At 44.1% G+C, this 12,611-nt stretch carries 14 protein-coding genes; 1 reads left to right on the top strand and 13 read right to left on the bottom strand.

Going from position 1 to position 12,611, the window contains the following annotated elements; genetic code table 11:
- Positions 1-42 precede the first annotated feature (42 nt).
- The 13 genes from sseG to spiC form a co-directional block, all read right to left on the bottom strand.
- Entirely contained in the window at positions 43-732 is a 690-nt protein-coding gene (gene sseG / locus J1G48_RS10505; protein WP_000805846.1) for a pathogenicity island 2 effector protein SseG, read from the bottom strand.
- The gene (gene sseF, locus J1G48_RS10500) at positions 729-1,511 is read right to left on the bottom strand and encodes a type III secretion systems effector SseF (protein WP_000690719.1); all 783 of its coding nucleotides are present in this window, start codon (positions 1,509-1,511) and stop codon (positions 729-731) included. Before sseF ends, sseG begins: the two co-directional genes overlap by 4 nt.
- Positions 1,512-1,526: 15 nt before the next feature.
- Positions 1,527-1,961 (bottom strand): SycD/LcrH family type III secretion system chaperone SscB, encoded by a 435-nt coding sequence (gene sscB, locus J1G48_RS10495; protein ID WP_000979963.1) that lies wholly within the window; start codon positions 1,959-1,961, stop codon positions 1,527-1,529.
- Between the two features lie 51 nt (positions 1,962-2,012).
- Complete coding sequence (gene sseE, locus J1G48_RS10490) at positions 2,013-2,429, bottom strand: LcrR family type III secretion system chaperone SseE (protein WP_000249606.1); 417 nt, start codon at positions 2,427-2,429, stop codon at positions 2,013-2,015.
- A gap of 2 nt (positions 2,430-2,431) precedes the next feature.
- The gene (gene sseD, locus J1G48_RS10485) at positions 2,432-3,019 is read right to left on the bottom strand and encodes an SPI-2 type III secretion system translocon protein SseD (RefSeq protein ID WP_000388323.1); all 588 of its coding nucleotides are present in this window, start codon (positions 3,017-3,019) and stop codon (positions 2,432-2,434) included.
- Positions 3,020-3,034: 15 nt separating this feature from the next.
- Positions 3,035-4,489 (bottom strand): SPI-2 type III secretion system translocon protein SseC, encoded by a 1,455-nt coding sequence (gene sseC, locus J1G48_RS10480; protein ID WP_001079746.1) that lies wholly within the window; start codon positions 4,487-4,489, stop codon positions 3,035-3,037.
- A 2-nt stretch (positions 4,490-4,491) separates the two neighbouring features.
- The gene (gene sscA, locus J1G48_RS10475) at positions 4,492-4,965 is read right to left on the bottom strand and encodes a SycD/LcrH family type III secretion system chaperone SscA (protein WP_000711025.1); all 474 of its coding nucleotides are present in this window, start codon (positions 4,963-4,965) and stop codon (positions 4,492-4,494) included.
- Entirely contained in the window at positions 4,962-5,552 is a 591-nt protein-coding gene (gene sseB / locus J1G48_RS10470; protein WP_000094422.1) for an SPI-2 type III secretion system translocon protein SseB, read from the bottom strand. The genes sscA and sseB overlap by 4 nt, the downstream gene beginning before the upstream one ends.
- A 6-nt stretch (positions 5,553-5,558) precedes the next feature.
- Complete coding sequence (gene sseA, locus J1G48_RS10465) at positions 5,559-5,885, bottom strand: SPI-2 type III secretion system chaperone SseA (RefSeq protein WP_000972855.1); 327 nt, start codon at positions 5,883-5,885, stop codon at positions 5,559-5,561.
- 202 nt (positions 5,886-6,087) lie between these two features.
- Positions 6,088-6,330, bottom strand: a complete 243-nt coding sequence (gene ssaE / locus J1G48_RS10460; RefSeq protein ID WP_000210202.1) for a YscE family type III secretion system co-chaperone SsaE — start codon at positions 6,328-6,330, stop codon at positions 6,088-6,090.
- A gap of 7 nt (positions 6,331-6,337) precedes the next feature.
- Positions 6,338-7,549, bottom strand: coding sequence for a SctD family type III secretion system inner membrane ring subunit SsaD (ssaD, locus tag J1G48_RS10455; protein ID WP_000323791.1), 1,212 nt, complete (start codon positions 7,547-7,549; stop codon positions 6,338-6,340).
- Positions 7,530-9,023, bottom strand: a complete 1,494-nt coding sequence (gene spiA / locus J1G48_RS10450; protein WP_000261277.1) for an SPI-2 type III secretion system protein SpiA — start codon at positions 9,021-9,023, stop codon at positions 7,530-7,532. Before spiA ends, ssaD begins: the two co-directional genes overlap by 20 nt.
- 1 nt (position 9,024) lies before the next feature.
- On the bottom strand, positions 9,025-9,426 hold the full coding sequence (spiC, locus tag J1G48_RS10445; RefSeq protein WP_001676553.1) for an SPI-2 type III secretion system protein SpiC: 402 nt from the start codon (positions 9,424-9,426) through the stop codon (positions 9,025-9,027).
- 400 nt (positions 9,427-9,826) lie between these two features.
- Between spiC and J1G48_RS10440 the strand changes: the two genes are divergently transcribed.
- Positions 9,827-12,589 (top strand): two component system sensor kinase, encoded by a 2,763-nt coding sequence (locus tag J1G48_RS10440; RefSeq protein ID WP_001050774.1) that lies wholly within the window; start codon positions 9,827-9,829, stop codon positions 12,587-12,589.
- The last annotated feature ends 22 nt before the right edge of the window (positions 12,590-12,611 follow it).

Here is a 12,611-nt window from a genome sequence, read left to right as displayed (position 1 = left end):
AATTTAGAAAGCAATGAACATCCGGTATATACCTGAAAACGATTACTCCGGCGCACGTTGTTCTGGCGTTACCTGAGCCAGCAAACGATATAATGGGCTGCTGACCTGCATACCGGTCATTGCCATCCCATCCATACCGAAGCGAGTAAAACTCATTAGTCCATAGGTAATATCATTAAGACGCTCTAATAAATGAGGCTGTAGTCCCAAACTACCACTCCAGTATGAATGCGTCATTACCGTCGCGGTTAAGGCTAATCTACCGCCCAGGGAGACGGCTTTAGCAATCGCCATACTTTTGCGTTGATTGGCGAAACAATTAGCAATATAAAAAACGGCATTGCCTATACTGTCGTGAGCCATAGGCAAATGATGTTTATGATGGTAGATAAGACAGGCGACATCCGCGATGGCAATAGCAAGGCCAATCCCTGCCAGGGCTACGAGCGGCGCGCCTCCACCACTTAGCACTGTTAATGCTATTCCAGCGGAACAGCATAAAATCTGTCCGCCCAAAATAACCGTTTGCCAACTAAAAATTTCTTTTGGAAAACACTCTATCACTCGTTTCGCAAGTCCGGCCAATAACCGCTCTTTTCCTTGTTGAGGACCTATTCTACCACTCTCCATATTGGTTTCCGGATGTGGCAATGAGGGACATGGAGGTGATTCCTCAGGCGCGTTAACAGGACGTTGCCCTCCTACCTGAGCATTTGGGCTAACAGGTTTCATGGTTCTCCCCGAGATGTATGACCAGAACTGTCCATTAATGCAGGTGCAGTAGCAGATTGACAGAGCGCTGCCATTTGTTCCGCCAATAACGCACTGGGATCGGCATAAAGTTCATCAACAGAATTTTCCTGATCGTCGCCAGAGGGGCGGGCAAGGCAATAATCCAGTACCGCACCTATCGCCGTCAGGCTAACGGAGGTAATTACACTCCCCATGTCCAAAGAGGCCGCAATATTTTCAGCCGCGGGCAGTGGAAACTGTAGGGGTAAAACCAACATAGAAATAGCGATTCCTGAACGTATTAATAAAGAAAGACAATTAGCAAGGGTGTTAGCGCAGTTAAGACTTGCCCCACATTTTAAGGCCAGCGCACTGACCACAAGAGCAACGCTATCACTGGCGGTTTGTAATGGCTCCTTTTGCTGACATATCGATTGATAATTATGATACGCACAGCAAGCATCCCCAATAGCAATCACGAGCGCCGCCCCCGCAAGAATAGCAATGGGTAATCCTGCCCCGCCAGAAATTACCGCTGCAGCAACCGATAACCCAAACACGACTGTCGCACCCAGCGCACGAATAGTGTATTGCATAAAATGTATAGCATAATCCCTCTGCTGCCTTATTTGTTCAGGCGTAAGCAGCACAGGGGCTGCGGGGGTACCAGGCGCTGGAATTTCAGGGGGAGGAAACGATACCTCCTTCGCTTGTATATCGGAAGGAGGACTATTACCATCGACTATATTACTTGCCGCTGACGGAATATGAATTTTCATATTTCGTTCTGTTATTTAAGCAATAAGAGTATCAACCATTATTTGCGCATTCTGGCGAATCTCACTCCATGAGGCATCCGCATAACTCATCTTGATTGCGGTTTGAAAAGCCTCTCTCGCCAACCCGGGTTCCCCCATCATTTTGAGACAGACGCCCGTTTGGTAAACCGGTTCTGGATGGCTGGCATCCAGCATCAAGGCATGTCCATAGAAATTAATGGCCGTCGTGTATTCTTTAAGCATCATCCAGGTGCCAGCCAATGCAATATGGGCACGCCAACTCCATGGCTGGGCCATCACCAGCCAACTAAAATCGATTACGGCGCGCGAATAATCCCCCTCCTGCCATGAGGCGTAACCACTGGCATAAACGGTTTCCGGATCAACGGATAATAGCTGTTTCAGAATGTCTTCGGGTATTTTATTTTTCTGATCTTCTTTCATCATCATACCTATTGATTGTTATTTTCACGTGATAATGATTTACGTCAGGAAGGTCATTTAAAAACGTCGCTGGATAAGATGCTCGGCGGATAAAACTGTCCAGTTATCGCCATCAAGCTGTGTAAAGGTCGCTCCCATTACTGTCAGGATGCGCAATAATTTCCTGCGTAGCATGGCTTTTTTTTCATCCAGAACGTCGGTGATTATCAACATCTTTAAACATGTTAACTGCGGGTGATGCACAAATATCCCGCGTAAAAGTCCCAGTAAGTGAAACAATTGCTGTGGTCGAGGTTGCCCGGGCGTCAGGCGCCTGAACTCACAAATAATCATTTCTTTTGCCTCAATACGATAGATCACCAGGTAAGGCGATAATATAAACTGCTGCCCAAGTAATATGGCGGTCTCCCCTAAATATGCAGGCTCAGTAAACACCTGATGCCGACGCAACCATTGCTCTATTTCTTGCACCATGTTTACCTCGTTAATGCCCGGAGTATTTCAGCAAGAACCGTGACCAGTGACGACCCCACGCCGATGATTTGCTGCATAATTTCAGTTGCTTTCTCCATAATTTCCGTCAGGGATTTATTATAAGATTGGGCCCCATTTTGTTGCAGGTCGGCAATCGCTTTATCTTGATCACTTTGACGTTGCGCTACACCAGCCCCCAGGCCCATGACGCCCCCAGCTGTGTGGCCTACGGCTTGACCCGCTATAAGACCGGTTTCCCCGCCTACGGCCCCTAATCCTATCGTCAGTACACCCGACAACATTGCGCCACCCGCAGTAATCATTGATGCTCTAAACGCTTCATCAATTGTTTTCATTTGCGTCTGTAAAACATTGACTTGCAGTTCCCAGGCCAGCCGTTGTTTTTCTACGTTATAGCTGCGCATGATATCGCGCAGCTTTTTGGCAAGCTCCATTAGCTTCATCCAGATATCATCAAATAACAGAAGCATTGATTCAGTACCCATTCCCTCCCCGGAGGGAGATGGAGTGGAAGAAGGTGTTAACAAGGAAGGCGCTGGTAATACCAGTGCTACGTTACTCGCTTCCATATTTTTATCCTCAGATTAAGCGCGATAGCCAGCTATTCTCGCCTGAACGCTACTATAGTGATCAATGGTATCTAATACATCTCTAAGCGCGGCACCGCTCCCCTTATAAAGCTCCTCTAAGCGTTTTTGTTCTATCTTTTTCTGGTTTTCTGTTTGTTGCATTATGAAATCCAGAAACCGTTGCTGAGTTATTAATTGCTCTATTTTCTTTTCGATCTTCGCTTTTTCTGTGTTAACCATGCCAGTATTCATCTGACTGGCGCCCTCGGTTGCACATCTGATAGCCTGTAAGCCTTTAAATGAACAATCCCTCAGTAAGGCATACAGGATTTTTTTGAACATATTGAAGAGAACTTTATTACGGAATTTTTTTAACAGGAACTTTCCACCTTCTTGCACACATTTTTCCAGGGCTTCTTTTGCCGCTTCTTTTGCCATGGCTTTCACCCCCTCTTTCGTAAAGCTTTTTCCCGCGCTTCGCGTCATATTATTTTCTACGTTACGAGAAAACTCGGCAGCCTCCTCTGCCATCTCATTCGCCATAGCCATTTCACGTTCAAGCGGCTCAAATTGTTTGGAAAAACTTTCGCTCACTTCTTCGCCAAACTTTTCAGCCAACTCCTCTATTTCTGCTTCCCCTGCACCTACCATACGCTCAACCACTTCCTCGCCAAAACCGGAGTCAAGCACTTTTGCAGCTGCGCCAGATAAACCTCTCGTCGCCATAAAAGCACGGCCAATCTGGAAAACATCCAGTGCCAGCGCGACGGCTTCACAACCAAATTGAATCTTACTTGTCACGTCAATAATTGCCTGACAGGTATCGTGGTCAGCACCGCACATCATTGCCGTTTCGGCTCCGGCTTTAACCATTCCTGCACAACCTGCGGCTATATAAGCTACGCCGCTAGCCATTTCTGCGGGATTACCGGACAGAAAACCCTCCACAACTTTTAAGGCGCCAATCACAGTTTCAAATATGCCGGTAATCCAGTCAAAAATAGCGCCAAAAATGCCCGCTTTACGCGCTTTATCCTCCTGCTCTATCGCTTTCTGGATCTGCTCCTGATACTCCTTTACCTGCTTATCACGTAATGCATTTTGCACCTCAGTTGCCCGCTCAAGCTGTTGGCATAACGATTGAGCGTTATTACCAAAAACGCTGAGTATTAATGTCGTCATCAACATTGATAAAACCGCGGGATTGGTCTGCAAAAAGTCAGGCAATGATGGACGCTTATGATTTCCGGGTACGGCATCAAGCAGTTGCTTCAACGCATTGCTTGCCTCCTGAAGACTAATTTTCCCTGATAACAGGCACGCGGCGTTGCCATCGCCAAAAGTAGAATTCACACGATGCTGGCGCTTTCCCAGCGAACCCGAGGAAACGCAACTGACATTGCTTAAGTGATGATGTGTTAAGGCGGTTACTCCTGCGGCGCTGTCGCTATTACTGTGAATTCGATTCATTTTTAGCTCCTGTCAGAAAGTTGCTGTAACATCTTTTCTGCACGCTGTCGGAGAATTTGATGTTCACTGACCTCGCCGCAAATACGCACCACGGCCTTTAACGCTTTGATTGCATAACAGACGTTATCACACGCGAGATAGCATTCCGCTGCGGCCCATGGCGCCTGCGGCGCATCAATCTTAATTTGTGCCGCGCGTCCATAAGCGTATATCGCTTCCCCCCAATGTTTTTGAGCCTGGCAGCATTCCCCTAACCTAAACCAGTAGTCAAATGACCAGGCATCATATATCGTCAACAATTGAAAAAGTCGCGCTGCGCCGGCGAACTCTTTTACCTCCATAAGCTGCATGGCATAGCGATACAGAGTATTAAGCGGCTGTGTAACATCGTCATCCAACAACATACGCAGCGAGCCGCCACGCCGGAAAAACCGCATCGTGTCATGTGCCTGTTGTAGGGTCGGGTCTTTTTTCATGAGTACGTTTTCTGCGCTATCATACTGGAAATTTCCCCCCACTTACTGATAAGCCCTGTCAGTTGGGTAAGGACAGCGTTAAGCTCCTGAGACATTTTTTGAATTGTTATCTGCCCCTGACTCATAAGATCGGTATTCCGGTTGGCGTCATTATCCAAAGCCGCTTTGATCGCCTGTAGGCCACCTTTATCCAGCTTCCCATGATCGCCATATTTAGCCATATAATCATCAATGGTCATACCATCGATGAGAATACCATTATCACGCATGTATTTAATTACATCCTCAGGCACCTCCTCTTTGGTTTTAGCATCCCCTTTGGCTGCTTTAGCAATCACCTCATCCATCTCATTTGACTTTTCCTGGGTATTTCTGGCACGTTCAGCGTTCTTCTGGACTTCAATAAATTTATTATTTGCGATAGCCTGAATAACCATAAGGAGAATAAGCAAAACACCATACCCTTCGGCAAACGGATTTTGCTGGGATAAGTCATCCTGGCTCCCGGTATCAGCGTTGCTGACGCCGAAGCTATTTTTAAACACAATAGGGTTTTGACTTCCCCATAAGATGTTTCCTGAAGACATTATGCTTTACCTTTTTGTTTTTCCTGACGGTATCTCCACCGGGGCTTGAGCATTAAGTTGTTTCAGTCGTACTTCAAGTTGTTTAAACAAACTTACTATTTTCTTTAAATCCTTCTCGGCCTCCTGGTTAACCCCGGCAACGCCTTGTGGAAATAGGTTATGAAGAATACTCTCTGTCTCTCTGCTCTTTTTGGGGCTCTCTGCCCTTTCAGCAAGCTGTTGACTCACCTTAGCCCGGATTTGGTGAAATTTTTTAAGACAGTGATTTAGCTGCATGTAACTTTGCTCTAAATCACGATATTCACTAAACGCAGCCTTTTTCTTTATCATCATTCCCCTCCATATACACGATAGATAATTAACGTGCTAACTAAGAGCCTATCCCATTAGGGCTATTTTACTTGCCATTTTGAACCTGGGCAGTGCTCAAAATCCTCACGTACTACGTGTACGCTCCGGTTTTTGCGCGCTATCCGTGTCCAAACTGGCTGCGCCAATTAACGCCTGGTGGGATAGGCTCTAAGATATTTTTACTTTACTCTTGCTCACTCACTACAAGTGCGCTGTTATGGTAACGATAATAAATAATGTTGATGATATTTTCGGCCTGCTCGATCGCTTCAAGCAATAAGGTGTTTTGCTGATATTGCTGCGGATCCTGTAACTTGCCGTTGTTCTCTTCTAACTGTTTCCGGGCAGCCCTTAATTGTAAAATTATGCCTTTGGCCTCTTCACGCGAATGAAGCAGCAAATCTTCTAACCGGGTCAAAGTTGTCATTTTCCACTCACTTAAAATCTAATGGATAGTTAATCAAAGTATCATAATGTTTAATCGTTACCACATCGGCACTCAGATGGACAATTTCTCCCCCATTGGGTAACAATGCCCCTACACGTAAACGCTCTTTATTCGTCAGTAATAAGTAATTACCATGGCGACTCTGTACAAAGCCAGCCACTGGCGCAGGCAGATACTTGCTTTCATCATGGGAAGGCGCAATATCCTGATAAATTAAAGAAAGAGCGGGATCCTTTTTCTTTAATGCTGCTAACGTTTCTTGCAAAATGCGTTGATGAGATTCATCCAGTACACCACTGATAACAAAAGAGCGCCGCATTGGCGTAACATTGACAAGCCCCACTAAACCGTTCTCTATTATCGCAGAAATAATATCATCTCCCTGAGACTGATGAGAGTGACTAATCTGCCAGTGCAATAACCCGGGAATATCTGCAAGTAATGGTTGAACCTTACGCCATTGCTGATCCATTTGTATATCATCATGAATTAACACGCTCCCCGGCCCTTCGCTGGATACTTCAGCATGCGGGTAACCCATTTTTATCAAAACATCCTGCACTTCTCGTACCAATAAGTCATCACAGATTACACCATCCCGATACATGACCCCCCATGATTCGAGAGTCGCTCTCACCTTTTGCATCTGTTCGCTTGACGAGCAATAACCGGACAACTGCAGGCTGCCATCTTCTTTCCATTGCGCCCGCACATAATGAATATTGCTTTTGTCTAATAAAAACTTAACCCGCAAAGGTAAGTCATTTACCGTTTCAGGCTGACCACTAATACTTAACAGGACACCCATTCCACCGATGAAAATCAAGAATACGCCAGCCAACCACCAGTACCCTGATCTGGAAACGGGTATTTGATAATCAGCAAGTTCACAATCCTGTTTACCAAACGCGATAGCCACTCCCGCAACCTGCAAAACCCCACTGGATGGTAGCGGCTTATTTGGATTAAATCTGCGGCCATTAACTCTAACTCTGGCTTTCCCGGCATCAACAAATAAATTATCTGCCTGTTCTCTCAGAATAATTTTTTCATTTATAGTAAGCGGAATACAAATATCGCATCCTTTCTCCCCCAGTGACAGGTTACCTTCATTCAGCCATACTTCCCGGCCTTGTAAAACGTGACCTAAAAAACGTATTTTCCAGGAACTCTTTGGATTAACCATGAGATATGCCATTATTTACTACTGAGGCTTTAATCAAAAAAAGCCTGATTACACTATGTACTTGAGTCGTATCATTGCGAAACAAATGGCCTACGACAGGAATATCGCCCAATAAAGGAATTTTATTTTGCGAGTGGATTTGTTTACCTTGTTTAAATCCTCCCAGCAATAGACTTTGCCCGGCCAATAATGTGGCCTGCGAAGCAATTTCAGAATTTTGCACTTCGGGCAGCGGGTCTGTTTCGCTTTGCGTATCACTTTGTTGTCCATCCTGAATATTAAGATTAAGCATTATTTTTTGCGTGCCATTATCATTTAACAAGCGAGGTGTAACGCGCAACAAAGAACCCGTAGTGATGGATTCAAGTTTAGCCACTTTTTCTCCCTGCAGTTTGGTATAGAAAGTAATATTTTTATCCAGCACAGCCTGGATATTATTTAAAGTCACCACAGATGGCTGGGAAAGTACATAAGCCTGAGAGCTTTTTTCTAGGGCATTCAAACGCACCATAAAGTTTGAGGTATCGCTGATTACCGTTGAAAAACCGCTAGCACCACCGTCATTCAAACCTGTATTGAACGCAATTTTCTTGCCACCCAGCGACACTGCCGTTCCCCAGTCGATGCCTAACTGGTTAATATCTCCAGCATTAACATCGATAATTTTCACCGAAATCTCTATCATCTGCTGGCGTTGATCTAATTCTGTGATAAGTTTCCGATACCCGGCCATATTGGCCGCATAATCACGAACGATCACTGCATTCTGGCGTGGGTCGGCAGCAAACATGGGCAATGCCTGTGTAGCGGGTGAACCATTGTTCATCGATGACGCCGGTACGCTGGTTTTACTCATCTCACGCAATACACTCACGACCCCTGGAACCACGACGGACTGATCGCGATATTGGTATTGGGTATCCATCGCAGTGGCATACTTAAGCGTGTATATACTTACACTCACCGCACTGTCTTTTCGTTTGATTAACGCATTATCCAGCACTGAAGCTAATTGACTAATACGAGTCAGGCAGCTGGGAACACCGCTCACCTCCACAGCTTTGGTACCGGTAATTTCTTTAACCTCGCATCCCGGTGATGAAAGGATATTCTGGCTGCGTAAGTAATGAATGAACCGTCCAGTAGATAAAATATTGAAAGTGATAACCTGATGTTTTAATAACGATGCAGGATATACATATAACATGCTGCCATCAAACCAGGTAAGCAAATCATATTGTGCTGCCAGGTTATTCAAAATATCGACCGGTGGTCCAGGCGGAATTTTTCCACTAAATGTAGCTGTTATCAATGGGCTAATAGTAATAGCCGTATCATAGTTCTCTGAGAGCAGATGTAAAACCTCTGCTAATGGCATTTGTCTGGCATAAAGGGTGAAGTCATTACCTTTCCATGATAACTCATCACTCTTTGCTGTATTGAGTATAAATAGTAAAATTAAGATTAAACGTTTATTTACTACCATTTTATACCCCACCCGAATAAAGTTTATGGTGATTGCGTATTACATTTTTTAAAATGCAAGTTAAAGCCAGGTGTTTTTCTATCTCAATAGCAATAAGCTCAGAGCTACTACTTGTGGTATAATAACCGTTTAACCATCCCCCATCCGCTGTGAGCTGTATAGCATAATCATGGACGTCCGGGTGTGCTGCAAGCAGTAGTGTCACATAGGCAAGACAAGGCTTAGGTAAGCTTTCCAGGTCATTTAAGAACAAAGAAATAGAAAATGCTTCTGAGAAAATTTCTCCTCTGGCAGGATGCCCATCAATAGTCATTATCCAGGATCGGCTATTACCTTCGGCCTTGATATCCTGAATTAATGCAATGCCTTTTAAAACTGCCAGCATGAATCCCTCCTCAGACATAAATGGGAGTTTCTATCAAATTCGCTCACAACCACATCCGTAAAAAGCCTGATTCACATTTATTTCGACTATACTTTTCTTGTACAATATCAGGATGCTGTCTACATATACCTTGTCACAGGCGACTCTATCATTCGGATTTTCCGATAAATTCACAATTACATTTTCAGCACTGACATAAAAACTTACAATTTGAAAAATTATTTATTAAATAAACTGTTACGATGTTTTTACATCGCCATCTTATTAAAAAGTAATTGTAGTCATCGACTGGGTTATATATGAAGAAATTTATCTTCCTAATGATAACACCATCGATTAATCTTCTGATGAAACTATATGTACTGCGATAGTGATCAAGTGCCAAAGATTTTGCAACAGGCAACTGGAGGGAAGCATTATGAATTTGCTCAATCTCAAGAATACGCTGCAAACATCTTTAGTAATCAGGCTAACTTTTTTATTTTTATTAACAACAATAATTATTTGGCTGCTATCTGTGCTTACCGCAGCTTATATATCAATGGTTCAGAAACGGCAGCATATAATAGAGGATTTATCCGTTCTATCCGAGATGAATATTGTACTAAGCAATCAACGGTTTGAAGAAGCTGAACGTGACGCTAAAAATTTAATGTATCAATGCTCATTAGCGACTGAGATTCATCATAACGATATTTTCCCTGAGGTGAGCCGGCATCTATCTGTCGGTCCTTCAAATTGCACGCCGACGCTAAACGGAGAGAAGCACCGTCTCTTTCTGCAGTCCTCTGATATCGATGAAAATAGCTTTCGTCGCGATAGTTTTATTCTTAATCATAAAAATGAGATTTCGTTATTATCTACTGATAACCCTTCAGATTATTCAACTCTACAGCCTTTAACGCGAAAAAGCTTTCCTTTATACCCAACCCATGCCGGGTTTTACTGGAGTGAACCAGAATACATAAACGGCAAAGGATGGCACGCTTCCGTTGCGGTTGCCGATCAGCAAGGCGTATTTTTTGGGGTGACGGTTAAACTTCCCGATCTCATTACTAAGAGCCACCTGCCATTAGATGATAGTATTCGAGTATGGCTGGATCAAAACAACCACTTATTGCCGTTTTCATACATCCCGCAAAAAATACGTACACAGTTAGAAAATGTAACGCTGCATGATGGATGGCAGCAAATTCCCGGATTTCTGATATTACGCACAACCTTGCATGGCCCCGGATGGAGTCTGGTTACGCTGTACCCATACGGTAATCTACATAATCGCATCTTAAAAATTATCCTTCAACAAATCCCCTTTACATTAACAGCATTGGTGTTGATGACGTCGGCTTTTTGCTGGTTACTACATCGCTCACTGGCCAAACCGTTATGGCGTTTTGTCGATGTCATTAATAAAACCGCAACTGCACCGCTGAGCACACGTTTACCAGCACAACGACTGGATGAATTAGATAGTATTGCCGGTGCTTTTAACCAACTGCTTGATACTCTACAAGTCCAATACGACAATCTGGAAAACAAAGTCGCAGAGCGCACCCAGGCGCTAAATGAAGCAAAAAAACGCGCTGAGCGAGCTAACAAACGTAAAAGCATTCATCTTACGGTAATAAGTCATGAGTTACGTACTCCGATGAATGGCGTACTCGGTGCGATTGAATTATTACAAACCACCCCTTTAAACATAGAGCAGCAAGGATTAGCTGATACCGCCAGAAATTGTACACTGTCTTTGTTAGCTATTATTAATAATCTGCTGGATTTTTCACGCATCGAGTCTGGTCATTTCACATTACATATGGAAGAAACAGCGTTACTGCCGTTACTAGACCAGGCAATGCAAACCATCCAGGGGCCAGCGCAAAGCAAAAAACTGTCATTACGTACTTTTGTCGGTCAACATGTCCCTCTCTATTTTCATACCGACAGTATCCGTTTACGGCAAATTTTGGTTAATTTACTCGGGAATGCGGTAAAATTTACCGAAACCGGAGGGATACGTCTGACGGTCAAGCGTCATGAGGAACAATTAATATTTCTGGTTAGCGATAGCGGTAAAGGGATTGAAATACAGCAGCAGTCTCAAATCTTTACTGCTTTTTATCAAGCAGACACAAATTCGCAAGGTACAGGAATTGGACTGACTATTGCGTCAAGCCTGGCTAAAATGATGGGCGGTAATCTGACACTAAAAAGTGTCCCCGGGGTTGGAACCTGTGTCTCGCTAGTATTACCCTTACAAGAATACCAGCCGCCTCAACCAATTAAAGGGACACTATCAGCGCCGTTCTGCCTGCATCGCCAACTGGCTTGCTGGGGAATACGCGGCGAACCACCCCACCAGCAAAATGCGCTTCTCAACGCAGAGCTTTTGTATTTCCCCGGAAAACTCTACGACCTGGCGCAACAGTTAATATTGTGTACACCAAATATACCAGTAATAAATAATTTGTTACCCCCCTGGCAGTTGCAGATTCTTTTGGTTGATGATGCCGATATTAATCGGGATATCATCGGCAAAATGCTTGTCAGCCTGGGACAACACGTCACTGTTGCCGCCAGTAGTAACGAGGCTCTGACTTTATCACAACAGCAGCGATTCGATTTAGTACTGATTGACATTAGAATGCCAGAAATAGATGGTATTGAATGTGTACAATTATGGCACGATGAGCCGAATAATTTAGATCCTGACTGCATGTTTGTGGCGCTATCCGCTAGCGTAGCGACAGAAGATATTCATCGTTGTAAAAAAAATGGGATTCATCATTACATTACCAAACCAGTGACATTGGCTACCTTAGCTCGCTATATCAGTATTGCCGCAGAATATCAACTTTTGCGAAATATAGAGCTACAGGAGCAGGATCCGAGTCGCTGCTCAGCGTTACTGGCGACAGATGATATGGTCATTAATAGCAAGATTTTCCAATCACTGGACCTCTTGCTGGCTGATATTGAAAATGCTGTATCGGCTGGACAAAAAATCGATCAGTTAATTCACACATTAAAAGGCTGTTTAGGTCAAATAGGGCAGACTGAATTGGTATGCTATGTCATAGACATTGAGAATCGCGTAAAAATGGGGAAAATCATCGCGCTGGAGGAACTAACCGACTTACGCCAGAAAATACGTATGATCTTCAAAAACTACACCATTACTTAATATTATCTTAATTTTCGCGAGG

Source organism: Salmonella sp. SAL-020, assembly GCF_017372215.1.
Taxonomy (GTDB): Bacteria; Pseudomonadota; Gammaproteobacteria; order Enterobacterales; family Enterobacteriaceae; genus Salmonella; species Salmonella enterica.
Note: the sequence above shows the minus strand (reverse complement) of the source record. Positions and strands in the feature narration are given on the sequence as shown.

Excerpts from the sequence above, each read along its gene's own strand:
- ssaE (WP_000210202.1), bottom strand. The coding sequence starts at position 6,330 with ATGACAACTTTGACCCGGTTAGAAGATTTGCTGCTTCATTCGCGTGAA.
- sscA (WP_000711025.1), bottom strand. The coding sequence starts at position 4,965 with ATGAAAAAAGACCCGACCCTACAACAGGCACATGACACGATGCGGTTT.
- sseD (WP_000388323.1), bottom strand. The coding sequence starts at position 3,019 with ATGGAAGCGAGTAACGTAGCACTGGTATTACCAGCGCCTTCCTTGTTA.
- spiA (WP_000261277.1), bottom strand. The coding sequence starts at position 9,023 with ATGGTAGTAAATAAACGTTTAATCTTAATTTTACTATTTATACTCAAT.
- ssaD (WP_000323791.1), bottom strand. The coding sequence starts at position 7,549 with ATGGCATATCTCATGGTTAATCCAAAGAGTTCCTGGAAAATACGTTTT.
- sseG (WP_000805846.1), bottom strand. The coding sequence starts at position 732 with ATGAAACCTGTTAGCCCAAATGCTCAGGTAGGAGGGCAACGTCCTGTT.
- spiC (WP_001676553.1), bottom strand. The coding sequence starts at position 9,426 with ATGTCTGAGGAGGGATTCATGCTGGCAGTTTTAAAAGGCATTGCATTA.
- sseC (WP_001079746.1), bottom strand. The coding sequence starts at position 4,489 with ATGAATCGAATTCACAGTAATAGCGACAGCGCCGCAGGAGTAACCGCC.
- sseB (WP_000094422.1), bottom strand. The coding sequence starts at position 5,552 with ATGTCTTCAGGAAACATCTTATGGGGAAGTCAAAACCCTATTGTGTTT.
- sseA (WP_000972855.1), bottom strand. The coding sequence starts at position 5,885 with ATGATGATAAAGAAAAAGGCTGCGTTTAGTGAATATCGTGATTTAGAG.
- sscB (WP_000979963.1), bottom strand. The coding sequence starts at position 1,961 with ATGATGATGAAAGAAGATCAGAAAAATAAAATACCCGAAGACATTCTG.
- sseE (WP_000249606.1), bottom strand. The coding sequence starts at position 2,429 with ATGGTGCAAGAAATAGAGCAATGGTTGCGTCGGCATCAGGTGTTTACT.
- J1G48_RS10440 (WP_001050774.1), top strand. The coding sequence starts at position 9,827 with ATGAATTTGCTCAATCTCAAGAATACGCTGCAAACATCTTTAGTAATC.
- sseF (WP_000690719.1), bottom strand. The coding sequence starts at position 1,511 with ATGAAAATTCATATTCCGTCAGCGGCAAGTAATATAGTCGATGGTAAT.